The organism is Streptomyces sp. NPDC001816, from assembly GCF_042892235.1.
Lineage (GTDB): Bacteria > Actinomycetota > Actinomycetes > Streptomycetales > Streptomycetaceae > Streptomyces.
In genome coordinates this window covers 1-22,083 of sequence record NZ_JBIATY010000023.1, presented here as the reverse complement: position 1 = coordinate 22,083, position 22,083 = coordinate 1, and the positions used below count along the sequence as shown (strand labels likewise).

At 72.0% G+C, this 22,083-nt stretch carries 25 protein-coding genes and 4 pseudogenes; 12 read left to right on the top strand and 17 right to left on the bottom strand.

Annotation, left to right across the window (positions count from 1 at the left end; genetic code table 11):
• The first annotated feature begins 50 nt into the window (after positions 1–50).
• Positions 51–1,079 carry an LLM class flavin-dependent oxidoreductase gene (locus ACFYZZ_RS44675; RefSeq protein ID WP_389189710.1) on the top strand — a complete coding sequence of 343 codons (1,029 nt, stop codon included), beginning with the start codon at positions 51–53 and terminating at the stop codon, positions 1,077–1,079.
• Between the two features lie 164 nt (positions 1,080–1,243).
• Complete coding sequence (locus ACFYZZ_RS44670; protein WP_389189707.1) at positions 1,244–1,741, top strand: DUF6083 domain-containing protein; 498 nt, start codon at positions 1,244–1,246, stop codon at positions 1,739–1,741.
• 37 nt (positions 1,742–1,778) lie between these two features.
• On the opposite strand, the gene ACFYZZ_RS44665 is transcribed toward ACFYZZ_RS44670, so the two are convergent.
• A complete protein-coding gene (locus ACFYZZ_RS44665) occupies positions 1,779–1,928 on the bottom strand; it encodes a hypothetical protein (protein ID WP_389189704.1) in 150 nt (49 codons plus the stop codon).
• 386 nt (positions 1,929–2,314) lie between these two features.
• On the opposite strand from ACFYZZ_RS44665, the gene ACFYZZ_RS44660 reads away from it, so the two are divergent.
• Positions 2,315–2,749: a cupin domain-containing protein gene (locus tag ACFYZZ_RS44660; RefSeq protein ID WP_389189701.1), complete on the top strand. Its 435-nt coding sequence runs from the start codon at positions 2,315–2,317 to the stop codon at positions 2,747–2,749.
• On the opposite strand, the pseudogene ACFYZZ_RS44655 reads toward ACFYZZ_RS44660, so the two are convergent.
• The 5 genes and pseudogenes from ACFYZZ_RS44655 to ACFYZZ_RS44635 form a co-directional block, all read right to left on the bottom strand.
• Positions 2,750–3,201, bottom strand: a pseudogene (locus ACFYZZ_RS44655) (ATP-binding protein); the annotation flags it as partial.
• A gap of 52 nt (positions 3,202–3,253) precedes the next feature.
• Positions 3,254–3,388: pseudogene (locus ACFYZZ_RS44650) on the bottom strand (PAS domain-containing protein); the annotation flags it as partial.
• A gap of 53 nt (positions 3,389–3,441) precedes the next feature.
• A complete protein-coding gene (locus ACFYZZ_RS44645) occupies positions 3,442–3,909 on the bottom strand; it encodes a peroxiredoxin (protein WP_389189698.1) in 468 nt (155 codons plus the stop codon).
• Positions 3,906–4,286: a hypothetical protein gene (locus tag ACFYZZ_RS44640; RefSeq protein ID WP_386578829.1), complete on the bottom strand. Its 381-nt coding sequence runs from the start codon at positions 4,284–4,286 to the stop codon at positions 3,906–3,908. Before ACFYZZ_RS44640 ends, ACFYZZ_RS44645 begins: the two co-directional genes overlap by 4 nt.
• Before the next feature lie 224 nt (positions 4,287–4,510).
• Positions 4,511–4,789, bottom strand: a pseudogene (locus ACFYZZ_RS44635) (MarR family winged helix-turn-helix transcriptional regulator); the annotation flags it as partial.
• Between the two features lie 258 nt (positions 4,790–5,047).
• On the opposite strand from ACFYZZ_RS44635, the gene ACFYZZ_RS44630 reads away from it, so the two are divergent.
• Both ACFYZZ_RS44630 and ACFYZZ_RS44625 read left to right on the top strand, forming a co-directional pair.
• Positions 5,048–5,590 carry a hypothetical protein gene (locus tag ACFYZZ_RS44630; RefSeq protein WP_389189695.1) on the top strand — a complete coding sequence of 181 codons (543 nt, stop codon included), beginning with the start codon at positions 5,048–5,050 and terminating at the stop codon, positions 5,588–5,590.
• Positions 5,591–5,785: 195 nt separating this feature from the next.
• Positions 5,786–6,544 carry an XRE family transcriptional regulator gene (locus ACFYZZ_RS44625; RefSeq protein ID WP_389189691.1) on the top strand — a complete coding sequence of 253 codons (759 nt, stop codon included), beginning with the start codon at positions 5,786–5,788 and terminating at the stop codon, positions 6,542–6,544.
• 47 nt (positions 6,545–6,591) lie between these two features.
• Here the strand turns inward: ACFYZZ_RS44625 and ACFYZZ_RS44620 are convergent.
• The 3 genes and pseudogenes from ACFYZZ_RS44620 to ACFYZZ_RS44610 form a co-directional block, all read right to left on the bottom strand.
• Positions 6,592–7,581 (bottom strand): annotated as a pseudogene (locus tag ACFYZZ_RS44620) (MFS transporter); the annotation flags it as partial.
• Between the two features lie 159 nt (positions 7,582–7,740).
• Positions 7,741–8,691: a VOC family protein gene (locus tag ACFYZZ_RS44615; RefSeq protein ID WP_389189688.1), complete on the bottom strand. Its 951-nt coding sequence runs from the start codon at positions 8,689–8,691 to the stop codon at positions 7,741–7,743.
• The gene (locus ACFYZZ_RS44610; protein WP_389189685.1) at positions 8,672–9,541 is read right to left on the bottom strand and encodes a PrpF domain-containing protein; all 870 of its coding nucleotides are present in this window, start codon (positions 9,539–9,541) and stop codon (positions 8,672–8,674) included. The genes ACFYZZ_RS44615 and ACFYZZ_RS44610 overlap by 20 nt, the downstream gene beginning before the upstream one ends.
• Positions 9,542–9,687: 146 nt before the next feature.
• On the opposite strand from ACFYZZ_RS44610, the gene ligD reads away from it, so the two are divergent.
• The 3 genes from ligD to hemC all read left to right on the top strand — a co-directional run bounded on the left by ligD (position 9,688) and on the right by hemC (position 12,557).
• Positions 9,688–10,665: a non-homologous end-joining DNA ligase gene (ligD, locus tag ACFYZZ_RS44605; RefSeq protein WP_389189836.1), complete on the top strand. Its 978-nt coding sequence runs from the start codon at positions 9,688–9,690 to the stop codon at positions 10,663–10,665.
• Positions 10,666–10,771: 106 nt separating this feature from the next.
• Positions 10,772–11,548, top strand: coding sequence for an NPP1 family protein (locus ACFYZZ_RS44600; RefSeq protein ID WP_389189682.1), 777 nt, complete (start codon positions 10,772–10,774; stop codon positions 11,546–11,548).
• Positions 11,549–11,621: 73 nt separating this feature from the next.
• Complete coding sequence (hemC, locus tag ACFYZZ_RS44595; RefSeq protein WP_389189679.1) at positions 11,622–12,557, top strand: hydroxymethylbilane synthase; 936 nt, start codon at positions 11,622–11,624, stop codon at positions 12,555–12,557.
• 5 nt (positions 12,558–12,562) lie between these two features.
• On the opposite strand, the gene ACFYZZ_RS44590 is transcribed toward hemC, so the two are convergent.
• The 4 genes from ACFYZZ_RS44590 to ACFYZZ_RS44575 form a co-directional block, all read right to left on the bottom strand.
• Complete coding sequence (locus ACFYZZ_RS44590) at positions 12,563–13,117, bottom strand: hypothetical protein (RefSeq protein ID WP_389189676.1); 555 nt, start codon at positions 13,115–13,117, stop codon at positions 12,563–12,565.
• Between the two features lie 189 nt (positions 13,118–13,306).
• Positions 13,307–14,164, bottom strand: coding sequence for an ABC transporter permease (locus ACFYZZ_RS44585; RefSeq protein ID WP_389189673.1), 858 nt, complete (start codon positions 14,162–14,164; stop codon positions 13,307–13,309).
• Positions 14,124–14,963 carry an ABC transporter ATP-binding protein gene (locus ACFYZZ_RS44580; protein ID WP_389189670.1) on the bottom strand — a complete coding sequence of 280 codons (840 nt, stop codon included), beginning with the start codon at positions 14,961–14,963 and terminating at the stop codon, positions 14,124–14,126. The genes ACFYZZ_RS44585 and ACFYZZ_RS44580 overlap by 41 nt, the downstream gene beginning before the upstream one ends.
• Positions 14,960–15,412, bottom strand: a complete 453-nt coding sequence (locus ACFYZZ_RS44575) for a MarR family winged helix-turn-helix transcriptional regulator (RefSeq protein ID WP_389189666.1) — start codon at positions 15,410–15,412, stop codon at positions 14,960–14,962. The genes ACFYZZ_RS44580 and ACFYZZ_RS44575 overlap by 4 nt, the downstream gene beginning before the upstream one ends.
• Positions 15,413–15,607: 195 nt before the next feature.
• Between ACFYZZ_RS44575 and ACFYZZ_RS44570 the strand changes: the two genes are divergently transcribed.
• Positions 15,608–16,423 (top strand): RNA polymerase sigma factor SigF, encoded by an 816-nt coding sequence (locus tag ACFYZZ_RS44570; RefSeq protein WP_389189663.1) that lies wholly within the window; start codon positions 15,608–15,610, stop codon positions 16,421–16,423.
• 48 nt (positions 16,424–16,471) lie between these two features.
• On the opposite strand, the gene ACFYZZ_RS44565 is transcribed toward ACFYZZ_RS44570, so the two are convergent.
• Positions 16,472–16,828, bottom strand: coding sequence for an ANTAR domain-containing protein (locus tag ACFYZZ_RS44565; RefSeq protein ID WP_389189660.1), 357 nt, complete (start codon positions 16,826–16,828; stop codon positions 16,472–16,474).
• A gap of 127 nt (positions 16,829–16,955) precedes the next feature.
• On the opposite strand from ACFYZZ_RS44565, the gene ACFYZZ_RS44560 reads away from it, so the two are divergent.
• Positions 16,956–17,765, top strand: a complete 810-nt coding sequence (locus ACFYZZ_RS44560; RefSeq protein WP_389189657.1) for a VOC family protein — start codon at positions 16,956–16,958, stop codon at positions 17,763–17,765.
• 6 nt (positions 17,766–17,771) lie between these two features.
• Here the strand turns inward: ACFYZZ_RS44560 and ACFYZZ_RS44555 are convergent, their stop codons facing one another.
• From ACFYZZ_RS44555 to ACFYZZ_RS44545, 3 genes are read right to left on the bottom strand one after another with little or no spacing between them, the layout of a single operon-like run.
• Positions 17,772–18,014, bottom strand: a complete 243-nt coding sequence (locus tag ACFYZZ_RS44555) for a hypothetical protein (protein ID WP_389189654.1) — start codon at positions 18,012–18,014, stop codon at positions 17,772–17,774.
• A 53-nt stretch (positions 18,015–18,067) separates the two neighbouring features.
• A complete protein-coding gene (glgX, locus tag ACFYZZ_RS44550; protein WP_389189834.1) occupies positions 18,068–20,215 on the bottom strand; it encodes a glycogen debranching protein GlgX in 2,148 nt (715 codons plus the stop codon).
• 23 nt (positions 20,216–20,238) lie between these two features.
• Positions 20,239–20,751 carry a pep a2 gene (locus ACFYZZ_RS44545; protein ID WP_389189651.1) on the bottom strand — a complete coding sequence of 171 codons (513 nt, stop codon included), beginning with the start codon at positions 20,749–20,751 and terminating at the stop codon, positions 20,239–20,241.
• Between the two features lie 303 nt (positions 20,752–21,054).
• Between ACFYZZ_RS44545 and ACFYZZ_RS44540 the strand changes: the two genes are divergently transcribed.
• Entirely contained in the window at positions 21,055–21,351 is a 297-nt protein-coding gene (locus ACFYZZ_RS44540; protein WP_389189648.1) for a DUF5133 domain-containing protein, read from the top strand.
• 108 nt (positions 21,352–21,459) lie between these two features.
• Positions 21,460–22,083, top strand: a 624-nt coding sequence (locus ACFYZZ_RS44535) for a maltotransferase domain-containing protein (protein WP_389189645.1), incomplete at its 3' end; no start/stop codon positions are given.

Here is a 22,083-nt window from a genome sequence, read left to right as displayed (position 1 = left end):
GACACCGCCAGAACCGGGGCAGGGCCGACGTACAACCGCTGGAGGAGCCCGTGCCGTCCACCGCCCGCCCGCTGCGCAAGCTGGGCTTCCTCACCATCGGTCTGTTCGACGCGGCCGACCCGGGCCGGGGCCACGAGGCCACGCTCGAGATCATCGAGCTGGGCGAGCGGCTGGGCTTCGACAGCGCCTGGGTCCGCCACCGGCACCTGCAGTACGGCATCTCGTCCCCGGTCGCGATGCTGGCGGCGGCCTCACAGCGCACCCGGCGCATCGAGCTGGGCACGGCGGTGATCCCGTTGGGCTGGGAGAACCCGCTTCGCCTCGCCGAGGACCTGGCGACCGTGGACATCCTGTCCGGCGGCCGGCTGAACCCCGGCGTCAGCGTGGGCCCGCCGATGCACTACGAGCAGATCAAGGAGGCCCTGTACCCGGACACCGCGGACGCCGAGGACTTCGGCTACGAGCGGGTGCGGCGCCTCCTCGACTTCGTGCACGGCAAACCGGCCGGCGGCTTCAGCGGGGTGGAGGGCATTGAGGTGTTCTCGGACATGGTCCAACCTCACTCCCCCGGCCTCGGCCGCCGCCTCTGGTACGGCGGCGGCAGCCTCGGCTCGGCCCGCTGGGCGGGCGAGCACGGCATGAACTTCCTGACCAGCAGCGTGGTCAAGGCCGAGGCCCCGGAAGGACCGCTGGACTTCGCGCAGATCCAGCTGTCCCACATCCGCGCCTTCCGTGCGAGCCACCCCGACGGGGACGCGGCCCGCGTCTCCCAGGGCCTGGTGGTGATCCCCACCGACTCGGCAACCCCCGAGCAGCGGGCCAGGTACGAGGCGTACGCGGCCAAGCGCCTCCCCCGGACGGCCTCCCCGCAGGGCCCGGCGCGACTCCTCTTCGCCCCGGACCTGGTCGGCACCTCCGACGAACTCGCCGAGCGGCTGCACGCGCACGCCGCGTTCCGCGAGATCGACGAGGTGGCGTTCGCCCTGCCGTTCACCTTCGAGCACGAGGACTACGTCCAGATCCTGACCGACATGGCGACAAGACTGGGCCCGGCGCTGGGGTGGCGGCCGACGCCCTGATCTCCCGTGTTGCCGGGATCTTGCCGAGCATCACGCGGTGCGTGATCCAGCAGCAGCTGCAACACCGGAGCCGCGGCCGGCACCGCCGTGCCCCGCCGGTCTGCACCCGTTGCGCCCGGTTCGCGCCCTACCCTGCCCGGACGGGAGCCCGCACGCTCAGGGATATGGGGGACACCGACCGTGATGACAGCGTCATTCCGTTACCAGGCCCGGGCCCGGACGGATCCCGGCAGCCACCCGTCGGCACAACGCAGCCGTGGGAAGCCGCCGACCGCGCCCAAGCCGCCAACGACGGCGCCGCCGGACCCGAACCGCCGAACCCGCCGATCTGCCCACAGTGCGGGCTCACTTGCGACCGGCGGGCCACCTACACCGGGCAGCACGTCCTCCTCGAACCCCGCCTCACTCTGCCCGCCCACCTCGTACCAGGTGGGCACCGTTGGCACACGGACGGCAACGGCGCCGCCTGGAACGGAGGCCTGGACGAACCACCGCCCGGGGCGACTTGCCGGATCCCCCACCAACTGGCCTGCCCGGGACTCACGCTGGACGAGATCCGACCGTGGCGGTGGCTGACCGCGGTCCGCGAGTACAACACCGTGCTGGCGCAGCAAAAGGCCGACGCCGAAGCCTTCCACGAGACACTGCCGGACGTCGGCTGAAGGCGCTGCCGGCGTTTGCGCGAAGGAGGGCACCGAGTCAGGTGCCGGTCTGCTGCTCCTCGACGCGCTCGGTCCGGGCGCCCGGGTGGGGTGCGGTGAGGTTGCCGAGGATGTCGAGGAGTTCGGCACTGCGGCTGTCGGGTTCGGTGGGGAAAACGACCAGGGTGAGTCCGTCGGTGCCGTCCACGGAGGGTTTGTTCGAGTGCAGGTCCAGGTCGCCGACCTGTGGGTGGCTCAGGTGGCTGACCCGGCCGGGCCGGCTCGTCCCCGGACCACCTGCGCGAGAACATCGCCGCGGCCGCTCTGGTCCTCCCGCAGGACGCGGCCGCGGAGCTGGACGGCATGGCCGGCTGAGCGGACCGTACCAGGGCACTCGCAGGAGCGGTTCGGGGCCGCAGCAGTGGACCAGGGTGTGGTCGTCGGGCTCGCCGAAGCGGTGGCGCCGGGCCGGCCGCAGGGCGAAGGGGCGAGGGGCGGTTTCAGGAAGATCCGGATTACCGGGTTCCGCCCCCGACTCGCCCTCCCCGGGCCTATGTTCACGGCGGTACCCCCTCGCGTCCATGGAGGCTCCGCATGCGCACCGCACTCCGCCTGGCCGTCACCGGCGTGTTGACCGCCGCCACCGTCCTGACCTGCGGCACCGCGGGGGCGACCCCGCCGGGGCCCGGGGTGACGGCCCGGATCATCAGCCAGACCACCATCGGCGACACCGACTACACCCTGCGGGAGATCACGGTCCCGCCCGGTCAGAGCACCGGATGGCACTACCACGACGGCCCGTTGTACGGCTTCGTGAAGCAGGGCACCCTCAGCCACTTCGACTCCACCTGCGCCTCGGACGGCGTGTACCGGAAGGGCTCGACGATCCAGGAGCCGTCCGGCCCGGACCACGTCCACCTCGGCCGCAACCTGGGTGACACCCCGCTCGTCCTCGATGTGCTCTACGTGCTGCCGCACGGCTCCCCGTTCTCTGAGGACGCGCCGAACCCGGGCTGCCCGTTCCAGTGATCAGGCGTCGGGCAGCGACTGCTGCGCCCAGATGGTCTTGCCGCTGCCCGTCTGCCGGCTGCCCCGGCGCTGGGTGAGCTGGGCGACCAGCAGCAGTCCGCGCCGCCCTCGTCGTAGGCGTGCGCCCGCCGCAGGCGCGGTGAGGTGGAACTGTCGTCGGAGACCTCGCAGATGAGCGCGCGGTCGCGGATCAGGCGCAGTTTGATGGGCGGTTCGCCGTAGCGGATGGCGTTGGTGACGAGTTCGCTGACGACGGGTTCGGTGACGAACGCGGCCTCCTCCAGCCCCCGGGCGGCCAGTCGTTCGGTGGCCGCCTGCTGGAAGCCGGCCACCCGGGCCGGGTCGGGCGGTACGTCCCAGGTGGCCACGCGGTCGCTGCCGAGGGCGCGGGTGCGGACCATGAGGAGGGTGACGTCGTCGGTGGGGTGTTCGGGCATGACGGCCTTGTCGCAGGGCGAGGGTCCCGGCCTGCGTGGCGAGAGCGTCGGACGGAACGTGAACGTCCTCGGCGAGCAGGTCGGTCGCCGGCCTGCCGACGACCTCCTGCGCCGTGTGCCCCGTGAGCAGTCGTGCGCCCTCGCTCCACCCCGCCACCCTGCCCTGGGCATCGATGATCGCCGCGGCCGCGACACGCTCCATATGCCCGAGGATGATCCGATTGCTCCGGGCATCAAGCGCGGCAGCGGCGCGCTTCAGCCCTTGTGGGCGCGCAGTGCGGACAGAGCCCGGTCGGCGTGGGTGTTCATCCGCAGCTCGCTGCGGACGATCTCCAGGACCGAGCGGTCCTCGGCGATGACGAAGGTGACCCGCTTGGTGGGCGCGAGCGTGAAGTCCCGCTTGACCCCGAACCGCTCGCGGACCGCTCCGTCGGCGTCGGAGAGCAGCGGCATGCCGAGGGTGTGCCGGCCGGCGAACTCCTGCTGCCGCTCGACGCTGTCGCCACTGATTCCGACCGGGCGGGCACCGACGGCGGCGAATTCCGCGGCGAGGTCGCGGAAGTGGCAGGCCTCGGCGGTGCAGCCGGGCGTCAGGGCGGCGGGATAGAAGAAGAGGACCACCGGGCCCTCGGCCAGCAGCTCGGTGAGCCGCCGGGTGGCGCCGGTCTCGTCCTGCAGGGCGAAGTCCTCGACCTTGTCCCCGACCTCAATGCGCTCGCTCACGACCGTCCCTCTCCGTTCCTTGCCACACTGCGGGCCCACAGTACGAGGGGCACCTGGAGGGGCAGCCGGGCCAGGGCCGCGTTCCGCTGCGGCGCGGGCCGGTGCCGCCAGTCGACGGCCATCTTCACATTGGCGGGGAACACCCCGACGAAGAAGGCGGCGGCCGCCTTCGCGGCGACGGCGCGGGTACGGGGCGATGCCAGCCCTGCCGCCAGTGCCAGTTCCACGACCCCGCTGCCGTAGGTCCAGGCCCTGGGCGAGCCCGGCAGCACCTTCGGAATCGTGGCGTCGAACTGCCGCGGGACGGCGAAGTGGGCGACCCCGACCGAGGCCAGCAGACCGGCCAGCAGCAGGGGTGAGCGTTCGGACCGGGGCACGGTTCCTCCTCTGGTGTCCTGCCGCCGGATATTACTCGACGGTAGACACTGGGGCCGTAGCTTCGGGATGAACAGATGGGGCGGTTACCTCGGGAGCAGCGACCGGGACTGCCGCTCCGGGAGGAACTGCCGGGACCGTCGCTACGGAAGGAACGGCCGGGACCACTGCTTCGGAGGAACGGCCGAGACGGCCGCCCCGGAAGGAACAGCCAGAGCCGCTGCCGTCACGCCGTCGTCGCGCGGGCGTCGGCCTCCTGGCCGGACTCGTCGTCCACCGCGTAGGCGAGGAAGTCGTCGACCATGCGATGGAACAGCCCGGCCAGCTGCCGCAGCTCCGCGGGCTGCCAGTCGGAGAGGGCGAGCTGCATCCCGCGGGCCCCGGCCTCCCGGACCCGTGCGACGGCCTCCCGGCCCGCGTCGGTCAGCTCGATCCGCTGGGCCCGGCGGTCGTCGGGGTCGGGGACCCGGGTGACGTACCCCGACCGCTGCAGCTGCTGCACGGTTACGTGCTTACCATATGATTTGCGTAACTTAAGTAAGTTAGTGAAGCGCCCGTGCCCGGACGTTCACGGGGACGCGCAGGACGCCGGAACACCTCTCGGCACAGGACTGGATGGGCCGAGACGCGGGGCGGTGCTCGTCCCCGGGAACGTCCCCGGCGTCCCAGGGGATGCGGGAACGGCATCCTGTCGGCCCGTCACGGCAACGCTGGCTGTTGTGATCACGGTTCGTGGTCACAAGAACGACAGCCGGAGGTTTCCATGATCCGACGGACTCTCAAGAGCGGGGTACTGGCCACGGTCGCGGTGCTCGCGTTCCTGCCCACGGCGGCCGGGGCCGCCTCGGCGAACGCGACCACCACCCCGCGCCCGGTGCCCAGCGTCGCGGCCCGGCACACCACGCACCACGCACAGCAGCGCACGCACCACACCAAGCACCGCGGCCACCACGCCAAGCGCACCGTCCGCCGCGTCCACCACCGTCGGTACCGCACGCGTCACATGCACCACTTCGTCGCCGCGGGAGTGGCGCGGGCGGTCGCGCAGGGCATGTCGTACCGCCGCAGCCTGCCCGCCCTCGGCCGGGTCTCCACGCACGGCGCCCGGCTGAACGTACGCTCCGGCCCGGGCACCAACTACCGCGTGATCGGGCACCGGCACACGCACCGGCTGCTCACGCTCAGCTGCAAGAGGTACGGCTCCTGGGTGTACGGCAACCACACCTGGTACCGCCTCCCGCACCACCGGGGCTATGTCTCCGCCCGCTACGTCCGCACCGGACGCACCGCCGTCCCGTGGTGCTGACGACCGCTCACGCACGCACCGCCTGACCGCCGAAGGCCTGCTCGGGAACTCCCTTCTCCCGAACAGGCCTTCGGCGCGCATATGCCTCACCGTCCTCATACCTCGGCAGGTGTTGCGGATCCCGATCTCCTGGGCAGCCATTCCGACAACAGGGGCGAAAGCGCCCATAGCGGAATGGGAGTCGAGGGACGCACGATGCGGCATCCCCAAGGATCGACCACGCCGGACGAGCCACTGGTGGTGAGACTGCGCGAACTGAAGGACGGTACGGGACTGAGCCTGGCGGCACTGGCCGCGCGCACCCCGTACAGCAAGTCGGCCTGGCACCGCTATCTGACCGGCACCAAACGCCCCCCGCGGGGCGCGGTGGAGGCGCTGAGCCGACTGGCCGGCGCCGATCCCGAAGCCGTACTGGCCCTGTGGGAGGCGGCCGAGGAACCCCCCGCACCGAGTCCGCCCGAGCAGGCGGGCCGGTCCCGCCCCCGATGGCTTCCGCTGTCGGCGCTCGCGCTGCTCGGCACGGCCGCAGCGGTGGCCGCCGCGGTCACCGTCTCCGGCCGGCAGGGCTCCCCCGCTCCCGCCGCTCAGACCCTCCTGACCGCGCCCCGCTGTCACGCCCGGTCCTGTCAGGGCCAGTTGCCCGACGCGTCGGTGTGCGCCCGGGACGCGCAGACCACGAGCATGGTGTCCGACACCGACTACGACGTCCGGCTGCGCTACTCCCCCGCCTGCGGCACCGCGTGGTCGCAGGTACGGGTGCGCACGCCGATGGCGCGGGAGGTGTCGGTGCGGGCCGGACAGGACGTGCTGTCGGCGAGCTATCCGGCAGACGACTCCGCCGGGGACACCAGCCCGATGCTCGCCGTCCGTTCACCCAAGGGCGTGGAGGCCTGCGCCGAGGTGGGCGGGAAGCTGGCGTGCACGGGTCTGGACGTGGAGCCGCCCGGCGAGTGAGGCGACGGCGGTGCCGCACCATGGATCCGGGTGCGGCACCGTGCCGGTCACCGGGCGGCGACGAGCTGCTGCTCCGCGCCGCTGCGCTGCGGCCCCCGGGCCGAACGCAGGGCCGCGAGGCCGATGAAGACCATCGACGACACACCGGCCAGGGCGAAGGCCGTGAAGCCCCAGTCGCCGTTGCCCGCGGCGAGCAGCTGACCGCCGAGCCACGGGCCGAAGACGGCGCCGAAGCGGCCCATGCCGGAGGTCCAGCCGACGGCGGTGGCGCGGCTGTCCGGGGTGGAGCGGATGGAGACGGTCGCGTAGATCATCGTCTGGGCGCTGTTGAGGAACACGCCGGTGAGGAAGACGACCAGGAAGGTCACGCCCAGCGGCATGCGGACGCTGAGCAGGAAGACGCCGGCCGCGGTGAGCGCGAACCAGGCCGCGGAGATGCGCGGGGCACCGAAGCTGTCGGCGGCGCGACCCGCCAGCAGCACGCCGACGATGCCGCCGAGGTTGAACAGGACCACGAACGTCAGCGCGGAGCCGAGGTTGTAGCCCTCGCCGCGCATCAGGGTGGGCAGCCAGGTGGCGCCGCCGTAGACGAGGAGGAGTCCGCCGAAGGAGGCCAGCCAGTAGAGCAGGGTCTGGAGCCACTCGCCACCGCGGAACAGGCCGAGCAGGGCGTCCCAGCGGTCGGCGGGAGTCTTCCTGTCGGCCGCGGCGGGCAGTTCGACGTCGTAGCGGTCGGCCGGCGCGCGGGCCTGTTCGGTGCGGCCCTTGGCGACCAGGAACCTCAGCGACTCGGGCAGCACCTTGGCGAGCACCGGGACGATGAGCAGCGGGAGCACACAGACCCAGAACGCGGAGCGCCAGCCGACGGGCTCCACGAGCCACTTGGCCACGTGGGCGGACAGGATGCCGCCGGCGTGGTGGGCGGTCATCAGCAGGCCGATGGTCAGGGCGCCGCGGCCGCCCCTGGCGTAGTCGGAGACCATGCTGATCGCAGTGGGCAGCTGACCGCCGAGGCCGACACCGGCCAGGGTCCGGCCGAACGAAGATGTGCTCCTCCCCCGCCCCCTCCGCTCGCGGCAGCAGACACGCGCTGCTGGTCGTCGGTCTGTGCTGGCTCGCCGTCCTCTTCGACGGCCTCGACATGTTCATCTACGGCTGCGATGAGGCATCGGCGTGGCGGCTCCGGGCGTCGGCGGTCAGCCCACCGGCGGTGTGCCGTGGGTGTGGAAGGACTCGATGGTCTTCAGCCCCCAGGCCTGCCCCTTGGCCCGCTCGGCCTCGGTCCAGGTGATGAGCGGCCAGTCCGGGGCCAGGACGAGTCGGGTGAGCGGGTTGCACAGCTCGATGCGGTTGCCGCCGGGCTCGTAGACGTAGAGGAAGAACGTCTGCTGGATGGCGTGCTTGTGCGGGCCGGTCTCGATGAAGACGCCGGTGTCGATCGCGAGGTCGGCGGCGCGCAGGATGTCCTCACGGGTGTCGGTCGCGAAGGCGATGTGGTGCAGCCGGCCGCTCGAACCGGTCCAGTCCTCCGTGTACACGACGTCGTACGACTTGTTCGTGAAGGTCAGCCAGCGGGCCGCGATGCGCCCGGTGTCGAGCCGGATCTGCTCGGTGGGCCGGGCGCCGAGCACGTGTTCCTGGAACTCGGCGCCGGCGAGCACGTCGGCGGCGAGGAAGTTGACGTGGTCGAGTCGCCGCACCCCCACGCCCCGGTTGGGCTTGGCCTGCGGCTGGTTCTTCAGCGCCGGTTTCAGCTCGTCGGGGGCCTGGTAGTGCTCGCTCTCCCAGTACAGGGCGTGTTCGTGGCCGTCCGGGTCGGTCGTGACGTACAGCGCGCCGAGGCCGGGTTCGTCCTCGGCCCAGCGCCCCTTGCCGCCTGCCGCCTCGATCGCCCTGATACGGCGGTGGAGGGCCTCCTCGCCGGAGGTGCGCAGCGCGAGCCGGCCCAGGCCGGGCCGGTCCCGGGCGGTGAGGACGAGGCTGTGGTGCTCGTAGTCGTCGAATGTGCGCAGGTAGACGGTGTCGCCGTCCTCCCCGTTGACCGTGAGCCCCAGGTAGTCGGTGAAGAAGGCGACACTGGCGTCCAGGTCGGGGGTGAACAGCTCGACGTGGCCGATATGGGCGATGTCACCGAGCGGCGGAGCCATCGTTGCCTCCAAGGGGTTGTCCGGGTGCAGGGGCGGCGGCACGTGGGAAGACGATGCCGTCGATGATCTTTCGGGCCGTGCGGACGACGGCGGTACGACGCGCCGTGGGCGGGGAGGCGGCCGGGTCGACGGCCGTCTCGACGTCCAGGAAGCCGGTGGGGTGCTCGATGCGGACACGGTCGCCGCGCTCGGGCGGTCGGGCGATCCCCTCCCCCACCCCGCCGGGCAGCCGCAGCCCGGCCGCCACGCCCGGGGCGCCGAGGACGCCGATGGAGGTGTGGCAGCGGACGGGGATGAAGGTGCGGGTGGTGACCGCGCCGCCGTTGCGGGGCGGGGCGAGCAGGGTGAGCTTGGGGACGGTGGCGGTCTCCACGTCCCCGAGTCCCATCAGCCGCCCGGCCGCCACCCGGATCTCCTGGAGGCGCTCGGCGAGTGCCAGGTCCTCCTCCAGGTCCTTCGGTTCCTCGTACCCGGTGACGTTCAGCGCGGTCGCCGGGATGAGCACGGTCGGCATCCCGTTGTCCACGCACGTCACCTCGGTACCGGCGACGGTGTCGCGGACGCGGCCGGTCGGCAGCAGCGGGGGGTCCCCGCCCGGGAACTCGATCACCACGGGGGCCGCGGTGCCGGGCACGCCCGAGATCTCGGCGTCACCGGTGTAGTCGACGCGCCCGCCCGGGGTGGGGAAGGCGGCGACGGCCCGCTCCCCCGTGTTGAGCATGCGGATGCGGACGGAGGTCTCGCCGTCACCGGGGACCACGAGCCCCCGCTCGACCGCGAACGGGCCGACTCCGGCGAGGATGTTCCCGCAGTTCTGACGGCCGCTCACCTCGCTGCGGTCCACGGCCAAGCACGCGACCGTACCCAACTCGTGGCGCCGGCCTGCCAGTCGGCGCCGGTGGTACCGAGGCGACCGGACGGGCCCGTTCAGGGGAACCGGTGACGAAAGGCGCGTGACGGCGCCGGGTGCGGTCGACACCTTCTGCCGTGACCGCCGTGACCCTGCCGTTGATCGCGCCGATGCTCGCCACCCCGGGCAGGCTGCCGCCCGCCGCCCAGGACGAACGGTGGGCGTACGAGACCAAGCAGGACGGTCAGCGGGTGATGGTCTACCTGCCCGGCGACGGCAGCGTGCTGCTGCGCGCCCGGTCCGGTGAGGAGATCACCGGCGCCTACCCCGAACTCCGGCCGCTCGGCCGCGCCCTGGGCAGCACGGCCGCCGTCCTGGACGGCGAGGTGCTGGCCCTGGACGAGCAGGGGCGGGCGGACTTCCAGCTGCTGCAGAGCCGGATGGGTCTCGCCCACTCCCCCGCGCGAGCGGCCCGCCGGGCCGCCCAGGTGCCGGTCCACCTGGTGCTGTTCGACGTGCCCTATCTGGAGCGCCCGCTGCTCAGGCTCCCTTACGCCGAGCGGCGGGCGCGGCTGGAGGAGCTGGGCCTGGCCGGGCCGTACTGGTCGACGCCGGCCGCGGTGACCGGGCACGGCGCCCAGGCGCTCCGGGCGACCCGGGAACACGGTCTCGAAGGGCTGGTGTGCAAGCGGCTGGACTCGGTGTACGAGCCCGGGGTGCGCTCCCGCGCCTGGATCAAGATCCGCAACATGCGCAGCGAGGACGTGATCGTCGGCGGCTGGCTGCCGGGCAAGGGGCGGCTGACCGGGCTGCCCGGCGCGCTGCTGGTCGGCCAGCGCGCGGGCGGCCGGCTGCGTTACGTGGGCGGGGTGGGCACCGGCTGGAGCGAAGCGGAGCGGACGGAGCTGGCGGAGCTGCTGCGGGCCGCCGCCAGCGCCGAGTGCCCCTTCGACCCGGTACCGCGGATCCCGGACGCCCACTGGGTGCTGCCCCGGCTGGTCGGCGAGGTCAGCTACAGCACCCGGACCCGGGCCGGAATGCTGCGCCAGCCGTCGTGGCTGCGGCTGCGCCCCGACCTCACCCCGGAGGAGTCGGCGGCGGACGTCCCGGAGGGCGGGCAGTAGGCGTTCTGCGGGGCTTCACTCATGGGACGCGTGTGATCTCTTGGCAGCACGGCCTTTGCCCGGGATGCTGAACTCCCTTGCCCCCCACCTCTGTTGGAGGACCCTCGTGCCGTCGCTCACCTCCCGTGTCCGGCCCGGCAGATGGCTCGGCGTGCTCGCCGGCGCCGCCGCACTCGTCGTCGCCTTCCCGGCCGTCGCCTTCGCCGCACCGCCGCTCGCGCTGCCCAGGAACGCCGAGCCCGCCGAGCTGATGTACCAGCCGGCCTTCGACTACGACACCGACGGCTGCTACCCGACGCCCGCGATCGGGCCTGACGGCACCATCAACGGCGGCCTCAAGCCGACGGGCGCCCTCAACGGCAGCTGCCACGACGCCTCCGACCTGGACAACACCAACAGCTACTCGCGCTACAAGTGCAACAACGGCTGGTGCGCCTACCTGTACGGCCTGTACTTCGAGAAGGACCAGGCGCTCCCCGGCACCAGCATCGGCGGGCACCGGCACGACTGGGAGCACGTGGTGGTGTGGGTGCAGGACGGGCAGGTGCGGTACGTGTCGACGTCCAACCACGGCTCGTTCACCGTGCACCCGGCCTCCAAGGTCCGCTTCGAGGGCGGCCACCCGAAGGTCGTGTACCACAAGGACGGCATCAGCACGCACTGCTTCCGGCTGGCCAACGCGAACGACGAGCCGCCGGAGAACCACAAGCACACCTGGCAGTACCCGCCGCTGGTCGGCTGGAACGGCTATCCGGCGGGCCTGCGCGACAAGCTGAGCACCTACGACTTCGGCAGCGCCCACTTCGGTCTGAAGGACGCGAGTTTCCCCTCCCACCTGGCCTCGGCCGAGCCGTCCGGGATCCCCTTCGACCCGAACGCCTGACCTGCTCTCGAACGCCTGATTCTTGGTGGGGGACATGACGGGGAGGGGCGCCCGAGGGTCTATCGTGTCCCCCATGTCCGTCCCGGAACTGATCCGCATCGTGTCCCGCGACTCACCGATGGCTCTGGCCCAAGTCGAGCGCGTGCGCGCCGAGTTGGGCGTGCTGCAGCCAGGGGTGCGCACCGAGGTCGTACCCGTGAAGACCACGGGTGACAAGTGGCTCGGCGACCTGTCCAAGGTCGAGGGCAAGGGGGCGTTCACCAAGGAGGTGGACGCCGCCCTGCTGGCCGGGGAGGCGGACCTCGCGGTGCACTGCGTCAAGGACGTGCCCGCCGACCGCCCGCTGCCCGCCGGCACGGTGTTCGCCGCGTTCCTGAAGCGGGACGACGTCCGGGACGCGCTGGTGCACCCGGGCGGGCTCACCCTCGACGAGCTGCCGGCCGGCACCCGGATCGGCACCTCCTCGGTGCGCCGGGTCGCCCAACTGGCCGCCACGCACCCGCACCTGGAGTGCGTGCCGTTCCGCGGGAACGCCAACCGGCGGCTGGAGAAGCTGGCCGCCGGTGAGGCGGACGCGCTGCTGCTCGCGGTGTCCGGTCTGGAGCGGATCGGCCGCCAGGACGTGATCAGCGAGGTGCTGTCCCCGGAGACGATGATGCCGCCGATCGGTGCGGGCATCCTCGCCCTGCAGTGCCGGGAGGGCGACACCGAGCTGATCGACGCGGTCAGTGGGCTCGGCGACCCGGCCACGCACCGGGAGGCCACGGCCGAGCGGATGTTCCTGCATGTGCTGCAGGGGCACTGCAACAGCCCTATCGCCGGCTACGCACACGTGGACCGCGGCGGTGAACTATCCCTGCGGGCCTGTGTGTTCACCCCGGACGGCAAGACGCGGCTGAACGCCCACGAGTGGGCGGGCCGGCTGGACGCGGCCACGCTCGGCACCTCGGTCGCGGTGGCGCTGCTGCGGCAGGGGGCGCGGGAGATCATCGACGGCATCCCGCACTGACCGGGTCAGGCGGTGCCGGGCTCCGTCTGGTCCTTCACCGTCTGGTCCTTCACCGTCTGGTCCTTCAGGAAGGCGCTGACCTGGTGGGCCAGGCCGCCCTGTACGGCGCCCGCGGGGGCGGCCGCCGTGGTCGCCTCCAGGATGCCGATGCCGCCCGTCCACAGCCGGCGGTCGGCCCACTCCTCGTCCACCCGCAGCTGGACCTGCACGTCCACGTGGGCGAGGGCTGCCTCCGGGGCGGCCGCATAGAGCACGGCGGTGGCCCGGCGCAGCGGATAGACGTCGAAGCCCTCGATGAACTGGGAGTTGCGCCAGTCGATGAACGCGCCCTCCCCGTCCGGGCCGACCCGGACGTCCATCTGACCGTCCTCGAGATGGATGCCGTAGTGCTGCGCACCGCGGTTCTCCACCGTCACCCGGACACTGAAGTACGTCAGCCCGGCCGCGGCGTCGTCACGTCCGCGCGGCGGCTCGGCCGCCTCCAGGCGGTGGACGCGGACCCGCAGACCGGCATGCTCGTCGTACTCGTGCCAGTCCCCGACCACGTTCGGCTCGTACACAGTGCCCCTCTCGACCTCAGAGAGCTGCTGTCTATCTGTGCGCTCAGCGCACTGTCAAATGAGCGGAATGCGCTGTGGCCAGGGGGTTCGCCCGCTTTGATCGGTGATCAAGCGCTGCCCAGGAAGAATCCCGTCACGGGTGCCTGGGGCGGGGTGCGGCTGCGTGCCGCATGTCACTCCGCGGCAAGATCAGCGGGCCAGCCGGCCGAGCAGTGAGGAAGCCGCGGCGATGCCGAGGGCGGCGGCCACCGCCAGGACGCCGAAGTCGGTGGCGAGGTGGGCGGGCGTGCCCAGCAGCAGGCCACGCAGAGCGTCGACCTGGTAACTGAGCGGGTTGGCCTTGCTGACGGCCTGGAGCCAGCCCGGCATCACCGAGACGGGGTACAGGGCGTTGGAGCCGAAGAACAGCGGCATCGTGATCGCCTGCCCGAAGCCCATCAGCCGGTCGCGGCTGAGGACGATGCCCGCGATGGTCATCGAGAGGCACGAGAAGAACGCGGAGGCGAGGACCACGGCCGCGGCGACGCCGAGCAGCTTCAGCGGGTTCCAGGTGAGGGCCACGCCGAGCAGGGCGGCGATGAGGACGACCACGACGGCCTGGATCAGCGACTTCACTCCGGCCGCGAACGCCTTGCCGGTGATCAGTGCCGAGCGTGGGGTCGGTGTGACGAGGAGCTTGTTCAGGATGCCCGCGTCCCGCTCCCAGATGATCTGGATGCCGTAGAAGATGGCGATGAACATCGCGGACTGGGCGATGATGCCGGGCGCCAGGTAGTCGATGTAGGGGATGCCGCCGGTGGGTATCGCGCGGACCCGGGTGAAGGTCTGGCCGAAGATCAGCAGCCACAGGGCGGGCTGGACGGCGCGGGTGTACAGCTCGGTGCGGTCGTGGCGCAGCTTCTGCAGTTCGACGGCGCACATCGCGGCGACCCGGGCGGGCAGCAGCCGCCAGCCCGCGCGGGGCCGGGGCGGGGTGAGCAGCAGGGCGGTGCCGGCGGCGGTGGGGTCAGCCGACGCGGTGCGCGGTGCGGCGGGTGCTTCGGACATCGCGGAAACCTCCTGCGGAGTCGAGGCCGCTGCCGGCGACGTCCCGGAAGACGTCCTCCAGCGTGGGCAGGGTGTCCGTGCCCCGGCGTTCGGCGAGTCCCCGGCGCAGCTCGGCCGGGGTGCCCAGGGCGCGGACGCGGCCGCGGTGCATCAGGCCGACCCGGTCGCAGTACTGGTCGGCCTCGTCCATGTAGTGGGTGGTGACCAGGACGGTCATGCCGGTGGCGGCGCGTACGGCGTTGATGTGCTCCCAGACGCCGGTGCGGGCGATCGGGTCCAGGCCGATGGTGGGCTCGTCCAGGATCAGCAGCCGGGGCGCGCTGACCAGGGCCTGGGCGAGTTCGAGGCGGCGGACCATGCCGCCGGAGTAGGTGCCGGCGAGCCGGTCGGCGGCCTCGGCGAGGCCGACGGCGGCCAGGGCCTGGGCGACGCGCTCGCCCCGCTCGCGGCGCGGCACGTCGAAGACCCGGGCGAACAGGGCGATGTTCTCCCGTCCGGTGAGCCCGCTGTCGGCGGACAGTTGCTGCGGGACGTAGCCGAGGAGGCGGCGTACCGCCATGCGCTCCTCGGCGACGTCGTGCCCGAAGACCCGGACCATGCCGGCCGGCACCGGGAGGAGTGTGGTGATGCAGCGGATCACGGAGGTCTTTCCGGCGCCGTTGGGCCCGAGCAGTCCGAACACCTCGCCCTCGCGGACGGCCAGGTCGAGTTCGTCGACCGCCCTGGTGTCCTCGAAGGCATAGGCGAGACGGGTGCAGGTGACGGCTTCGGCGGGCGGGGCGGGGGTGTCGCTCGTCATGTCTCCTCGGCTTCCTCGTGCAGGGTGAGGGCCAGCTTGCGCAGCGCCGGCAGGGCCGCGCGCAGGGCCTCCCGGTCGGCCTCGTCCAGCCGGGCCACGTGCCGGCCGACCAGTTCGGCCCGGCGGCGCTGCCAGTCCCCGAGCCGCTGCTCGGCGGCCTCGGTGAGCAGCAGGCGGGCGGCCCGCCGGTCGGCGGGGTCCGTCTCCCGGATCAGATAGCCGTCCCGGACGAGGTGATTGACCAGGGTCGACACGGAGTTGCCCGCCAGGTGCAGGGCCCGGGCAGCCTCCGAGATGCCGATGCCGGGCCGGCCCTGGACCAGCCGCAGCAGCTCCACCTCGGCACCGCTCAGCCGCGGCAGGGTCAGCCCGCCACGCAGCCGGCGCCGGATCAGCCGCTGGATCCGTACGAGCGCGTCGGCCAACTCCTGGGGGAAATCGGATTCCACTCCTGGAGATTATCTCTGTTACAGAGGTATCGCCTTTCAAGAGGAGGCCAAGAGCGGTCCGGGGGGATTCCTCGCGATACCTCGCGCCCGATATCAACCGAATTGTTTGGGCTATCCATCAGCGGGAATCCGCACAACAGTGCTTCGGACAGGAGGCACGCCCGGATCCAGCGACTGCTGAGGGAAGTGCGTGCGATGCCTGTCACCGGCAGCACGAAGCCTCACCCCCATGACGACGCCCCCGACACGACCGAGTCCTTCGAGCGGCTCGCACAGCTGCCGGACGGTCCCGAGCGCCAGGCGCTCCGGGACGAGCTGGTCCGGCTGTGGCTGCCCATGGCCGAGCGGATCGCCGTACGGTTCCGGGGCCGCGGGGAGTCCCTGGAGGACCTGTACCAGGTGGCCGCCCTCGGCCTGGTGAAGGCCGTCGACCACTACGACCCGGCCCGTGGCCGTGCCTTCGAGGCGTACGCGGTGCCGACGGTCACCGGTGAGATCAAGCGCCACTTCCGCGACCACATGTGGACGCTCCATGTGCCGCGCCGGGTGCAGGATCTGCGCAACCGGGTCCGCGGCGCCCTCAAGGAACTGGCGCAGACCACGCCCGGCCGGGCGCCCACCGTCGCCGAGATCGCCGCGCACACGAAGCTCAGCGAGGCCGAGGTGCGCGCGGGCATGGAGGCCCTGGAGTGCTTCTCGGCCCTGTCGCTGGACGCCGAGGTGTCCGGCACGGAGGGGTACGCGCTCGGCGACTCGCTCGGCGAGGCGGACCCCGGCTTCGACCTCGTGGTCGACCGCGCCGCGGTCAAGCCGTGTCTCCAGGCGCTGCCCGAGCGTGAGCGCATCATCCTCTACCTGCGGTTCTTCGACGGGATGACGCAGAGCCGGATCGCCCAGCAGCTGGGTATCTCGCAGATGCACGTCTCCCGGCTGCTCAGCGGCTGCTTCGAGCGACTGCGGGAGGAGCTGCTCGCGGAGGCGCCGGCCGAGCACCTCGCGGAGGCCGGCTGAGCACCTGGCGGCGGCCCGCCCGGCAGCTCGCGGACTCAGGCCGATCCCTCAGTCGTCCACGCTGCCCGGGCTCTCCTCCGTGCCGGCGGGAATGGCCTCGGCGGTCCCGGGGATCTGGACGGGCCCGTGCCGGTCCAGGGCGTCCTCCAGCGCGGCACGGATCGCGGGCGGGATGTCGCCCCGGCGGCCCCAGATCAGGATCAGCTCCGCGATGTTGCGCAGCTTGATGTTGGTGTGCTGGGAGACGTCCTTCAGCACCTCCCACCCCTGGTCGGGTGTCACCCGGCCGAGGGCGACCATCATCCCGATGGCCTGGTCGATGACAGCGTGGGAGGCCACGGCCTCCTTCAACTGGTCCACTTCGGCCTGCAGCTCGGCGATCCGGTCGGGCTCCGTCTCTCCCATGCCTCCATCGTGCTCACCCGCCTGGCCCCCCGCCACCGGGGTACTCGACAGGCACCGCACCCGGTTCCGGTTGGACACTGGGTCCAGACCGGTGGGCGCCGGGCCCCGAGACCAGGACGCGACTGCAATGAACCATGACACGCCTGCCAGCAGTGGACCGAGGACGAAGGCCATCATCTCCACGCACTCCGTCTTCGGTGCCCCGTGCTGGGTGAGCCTGACCAGCCGCGACCTGGCGGCCACCCAGGAGTTCTACTCGGCGCTGCTCGGCTGGCGGTGGCGCGGCGCCAAGCTCGGCGAGCACTTCCGGATCGCGCTGGCCGACGGTGTGCCGGTCGCCGGGATCGCCGCGGTCGCCGCCATGTGGCAGATGGCGGTGGCCTGGACCCCGTACTTCGCCGTGCCGGACGCGGACGAGGCGGTGTCCCGGGCCCGGGAGCGGGGCGGTACGGCGGCCGTGGGGCCCCTGTCGTTCCCGCCGGGGCGGGCGGCGCTGCTCGCGGACCGGGACGGGGCCACCTTCGGGATCTGGGAGGGCGAGCTGGTCGGCAACTGGGAGGCCTGGCGGCGGGCCGCCCCCACCTTCATCCGGCTGCACACCCGCAACGCCTTCGACTCCGCGCTCTTCTACGGCGAGATCCTCGACTGGGCCTCCGGCAAACCGGGCTGCTGCGAGGTCGAGTACGAGGGCGGCGAGGTGGTGCTGCGCAGCAGGGGTGACGTGGTGGCGCGCATCGACTCGGGCGCGGCGGAGTCGGCCCCCGACCCCTCCGTACGGCCGCACTGGCAGATCCACTTCGCGGTGGCCGACGTGGCGGGCTGCGCGCGGACCGCCGAGAAGCACGGCGGCAGCGTGCTGAGCGAGCAGGAGGACGAGGCGATCCTGCGGGACCCGGACGGCGCCCAGTTCACGGTCACGTCCCGCCGCTCGCGCTGAGCAGCCTCAGCGGACCGGCCCGACCCGACCGGTCCAGGAGGCCTGATCGGGGGAGGGGCCCCAGGTCACTTCGACGCCTGCGTCCCCGGCGAGGAACCTGACCAACTCGGCGGCAGCGGCCTGCGCCGCTTCGGCGTCCGCCTCGGCCGGCAGCCCGTCGACGCGTCCGCAGAGCATCCCGCCGTCCGCCGTGCGGACGCTGTGGCGCCACCCGTCCGGTGTCGCCAGCACAACGATGCTCTCGGGCACGCCGCCGAGAGACCTCTGCTTCCTGCGCCGTTTCGCCATACGGCCATCCAACATCACTTCACCGGCGCCGAACCCCGTCGGCCCCTCCCCCCGCCGCGCGACGGCCTCGACAGCACGATCAGGCTTCGGGACTCCACGCGGAGTCGGGTGCCTGCCTTGCGTTCACGTTCGTCGGGGATGCCGTCCGGGTCGGCGGTGTCGATCAGGGTCGTCCAGCGCTCGCCGTAGGACTCGTCGGGGAGGCGGAAGACGACGGGCTCCCAGTAGCCGTTCAGGAGCAGCAGGAAGGAGTCGTCGAGGACGCGGCGGCCGTAGGGGTCGCGTTCGGCGATCGCGTCGCCGTTGAGGAACACGCCGACCGAGTGAGCGTCCTCGCGCTGCCAGTCCCGGGCGGTCATCTCGCGGGCGTCGGGCCGCAGCCACATGAGGTCGGGCAGCGGCTGCGCGGCGTTGGTCGCGGTCTCGCCGCGGAAGAAGCGGCGTCTGCGCAGCACGGGATGCCGGGCGCGCAGGTCGATGACGTACCGGGTGAAGTCCGTGAGGGTGTGCTGCTCGTCCGTCAACTTCCAGTCGACCCAGGAGACTTCGTTGTCCTGGCAGTAGGCGTTGTTGTTGCCGCGCTGGGTGCGGCCGAGTTCGTCGCCGTGGCTGAGCATCGGTATGCCCTGGGACAGCAGCAGGGTCGCCAGGAGGTTGCGCTGCTGGCGGGCACGGAGTTCGAGGACGGCCGGGTCGTCGGTGTCGCCCTCGGCGCCGCAGTTCCAGGACCGGTTCGTGCTCTCGCCGTCGCGGTTGCCCTCGCCGTTGGCCTCGTTGTGCTTGTCGTTGTACGACACGAGGTCGCGGAGGGTGAAACCGTCGTGTGCCGTCACGAAGTTGACGCTCGCCCGCGGCCGGCGCCGGCTGTGCTGGTACAGGTCGGAGGAGCCGGTCAGCCGGGAGGCGAACTCACCGAGCGAGCCGGGTTCAGCCCTCCAGAAGTCCCGTACGGCGTCCCGGTAGCGGCCGTTCCACTCCGACCACAGCGGCGGGAAGTTGCCCACCTGGTAGCCGCCCTCCCCCACGTCCCAGGGTTCGGCGATGAGCTTGACGCGGCTGATCACCGGGTCCTGCTGGATCAGGTCGAAGAATGCCGAGAGCCGGTCCACCTCGTGGAACTGCCGGGCCAGCGTGGCCGCCAGGTCGAAGCGGAAGCCGTCGACGTGCATCTCGGTGACCCAGTAGCGCAGTGAGTCCATGATCAGCTGCAGTACGTAGGGGTGCCGCATCAGCAGGCTGTTGCCGGTGCCGGTGGTGTCGTAGTAGTGGCCCCAGTCGCCGTCGACGAGGCGGTAGTAGGAGGCGTTGTCGATGCCCCGGAGGGACAGGGTGGGGCCCATCTCGTTGCCCTCGGCGGTGTGGTTGTAGACCACGTCGAGGATGACTTCGAGGCCGGCCGCGTGCAGCGCCTTCACCATCGCCTTGAACTCGTTGACCTGCTGGCCCAGGCTGCCGAAGGCGGCGTAGGAGTTGTGCGGGGCGAAGAAGCCGATGGTGTTGTAGCCCCAGTAGTTGGCGAGGCCCCGGTCCTGCAGGACGCCGTCCTGCACGAACTGGTGGACCGGCATCAGCTCCACCGCGGTGACGCCGAGCGAGGTCAGATGCTCCAGGACCGCGGGGTGCGCGAGGCCCGCGTAGGTGCCGCGCAGCCGCTCGGGGACGTCCGGGTGGGTGCGGGTCAGGCCCCGCACGTGGGCCTCGTAGATGACGGAGTCGGCGTACGCGTACCGCGGCGGGCGGTCGTCGCCCCAGTCGAAGTACGGGTCGGTGACCACGCCGAGCATCGAGTGGCCGGCGCTGTCACCCGGGGAGGGGCCGTCCGCCGCGCGCTCGTAGAGCGAGGCGTGGTTGTCGATCTGGCCGTCCACCGCCCGCGCGTACGGGTCGAGCAGCAGTTTCGCCGGGTTGCACCGGTGGCCGAGGCCGGGCTGCCAGGGGCCGTGCACGCGGTAGCCGTAGCGCTGCCCCGGGCCGACGCCGGGCAGGTAGGCGTGCCAGACGAACCCGTCGACCTCGCTCAGGGGGACGGGGCGCTGGGTACCGGCGTCGTCGACCAGGATCAGCTCGACGCGCTCGGCGACCTCGCTGAACAGTGCGAAGTTGGTGCCCTGCCCGTCGAAGGCGGCACCCAACGGGTAGGGGTGCCCGCTCCAGACGGGCACCCCTTTCCGGGACTTCCGTGCCGTCACCGGGCGCCCTCCAGGACGCCGTCCACGGCGGTCGCCGGGGCGGCCAGGGCGAGCACCGGGAGTTCGCGGGGGACCTGGAGCCCCTGGCTCAGGCTCGGCGCCGGAGCGGTCGGAACCAGCGGGACCCGTTCCCCGGCGCGGGCGCGCTGCGAGAACCAGATGATCCTGGCGCCGCCGTCCGGGGCACAGCAGCCCCAGCCGTCGCTCATGGCGGCGATGTCCGCCAGGCACGCCCGCAGGTCCTGGTCCGGGCGCAGGTCGCGGTCGTCGCCGCCGACGGCCGTGATGAGATGCTGGCCGTTCCACCACATCTCGATCGACGTGTCCTTGTCCGAGGCATGCTCGTCGATCGCGCGCAGCAGCAGTTCGGCACCATGACAGACGGGAACCACGAGGTTCTCGAGGTCCCAGTAGCGGAGATGGGCGGCCAGGATGCGGCTGACCTGTCCCACCCGTTCCGGGCTGACTTCCACGTCCAGGTGGTAGTAGCAGGGCACTGCGGTCTTCATTGTCGCTTGCTCCTCACCCGCGAAGCTCCCGCTCCCCGTGCCGGTGTCCGGGAGTGCCCCGGACACCGAGCGTGAGCGCCGATCGCTTCTGAGTCACCTCCACAGTGGGGTCACTACGCCATTCGTGCAACACGAGCCTCCCGAACGGCGGATGGTTGAAGATCCAACAGGACGTTGCGTGGTCGTACGTGCACCATGAGTGAAAGCCTCGATCGCCGTAACGGTGCCGTGCCCTCCCCTGCGCGGACACCACCCGACCGTCGGGAACGCGCCCAGTCGAGAGCGTGGAAGGTGAAGAGGGTCATGCTGCTACCCGCCAAGGCCGAAGTGGCCCGGCAGTTGCGGCGTTACCGGGCGTGGGAGCGCGTGATGCTCGCCAAGCCCCACGACCGCACGGTCCGGGCCACTTTCGAGGACTCGGGCTACACCTTGTGCGTGCTGATGGGAAAGCGCTGCGCCCGGGAGGCAGCGGACGCGGCGGAGCGCTATCTGCACTCCAGCCCGGCCGGCTATCTGCGCGACCAGGACGGACGGCCGCAGTCGGGACGGGCGGCCCGTCCGACACCACCGGAGCGGCGTTCCACGGCACCAAGCCCCTGACGTGGCACCGTACTCGGCAATCCCCACGGGGCGGCAGCAGCCGAACCGTTTCTCGGATCGAGAAGCCGGGCCTCAGGCCCGGCTTCGCGCACGGCGGAGGTGAGTTCCATGCGCAGGACCCCGGCCATCGGCCGTGTACCGGTACGTGACGTGCGGCCGGCCGTGGAGTGCGGCAAGCGCCCGGCGAAGGCGGTGACCGGGGAAACGTTCCAGGTCACGGCCACCGTGTTCCGCGAGGGGCACGACGCCGTCGGCGCCAATGTCGTCCTGCGCGATCCGACGGGCCGCCGTGGGCCCTGGACCCCGATGCGCGAACTGTCCCCCGGCAGCGACCTGTGGGGCGCGGAGGTCACCCCGGACGCCATCGGCCGCTGGACCTTCCGCGTGGAGGCGTGGAGCCATCCGCTGGCGACCTGGCGGCACACCGCCTCCGTCAAGATCCCGGCAGGCATCGACACCGGCCTGGTCCTGGAGGAGGGCGCCGATCTCTACGAGCGGGCTGCCGCGGGAGTGCCCAAGGGGCCGCAGCGGGACCTGGTCCTGGCCGCGGCGCGGGCTCTCGGCGACGACACGCTGTCCGTGCACCACCGCCTGAAGGCCGCGTTGTCACCCGAGGTGGACGCGGTGTTGGACCGGTATCCGTTGCGGGAGTTGGTGACCGCGTCCGACGCGATGCCGCTGCTCGTGGAGCGGGAGCGGGCGCTGTTCGGCTCGTGGTACGAGTTCTTCCCG

What these genes read in the sequence shown, in the direction of transcription:
- ACFYZZ_RS44545 (WP_389189651.1), bottom strand. Translation starts at nt 20,751, where the DNA reads ATGAAGACCGCAGTGCCCTGCTACTACCACCTGGACGTGGAAGTCAGC.
- ACFYZZ_RS44565 (WP_389189660.1), bottom strand. Translation starts at nt 16,828, where the DNA reads ATGGGAGAGACGGAGCCCGACCGGATCGCCGAGCTGCAGGCCGAAGTG.
- ACFYZZ_RS44580 (WP_389189670.1), bottom strand. Translation starts at nt 14,963, where the DNA reads ATGACGAGCGACACCCCCGCCCCGCCCGCCGAAGCCGTCACCTGCACC.
- ACFYZZ_RS44585 (WP_389189673.1), bottom strand. Translation starts at nt 14,164, where the DNA reads ATGTCCGAAGCACCCGCCGCACCGCGCACCGCGTCGGCTGACCCCACC.
- ACFYZZ_RS44540 (WP_389189648.1), top strand. Translation starts at nt 21,055, where the DNA reads ATGCTGCTACCCGCCAAGGCCGAAGTGGCCCGGCAGTTGCGGCGTTAC.
- ACFYZZ_RS44615 (WP_389189688.1), bottom strand. Translation starts at nt 8,691, where the DNA reads ATGGCTCCGCCGCTCGGTGACATCGCCCATATCGGCCACGTCGAGCTG.
- ACFYZZ_RS44560 (WP_389189657.1), top strand. Translation starts at nt 16,956, where the DNA reads ATGAACCATGACACGCCTGCCAGCAGTGGACCGAGGACGAAGGCCATC.
- ACFYZZ_RS44630 (WP_389189695.1), top strand. Translation starts at nt 5,048, where the DNA reads ATGATCCGACGGACTCTCAAGAGCGGGGTACTGGCCACGGTCGCGGTG.
- ACFYZZ_RS44570 (WP_389189663.1), top strand. Translation starts at nt 15,608, where the DNA reads ATGCCTGTCACCGGCAGCACGAAGCCTCACCCCCATGACGACGCCCCC.
- ACFYZZ_RS44625 (WP_389189691.1), top strand. Translation starts at nt 5,786, where the DNA reads ATGCGGCATCCCCAAGGATCGACCACGCCGGACGAGCCACTGGTGGTG.
- ACFYZZ_RS44670 (WP_389189707.1), top strand. Translation starts at nt 1,244, where the DNA reads ATGGGGGACACCGACCGTGATGACAGCGTCATTCCGTTACCAGGCCCG.
- hemC (WP_389189679.1), top strand. Translation starts at nt 11,622, where the DNA reads ATGTCCGTCCCGGAACTGATCCGCATCGTGTCCCGCGACTCACCGATG.
- ACFYZZ_RS44660 (WP_389189701.1), top strand. Translation starts at nt 2,315, where the DNA reads ATGCGCACCGCACTCCGCCTGGCCGTCACCGGCGTGTTGACCGCCGCC.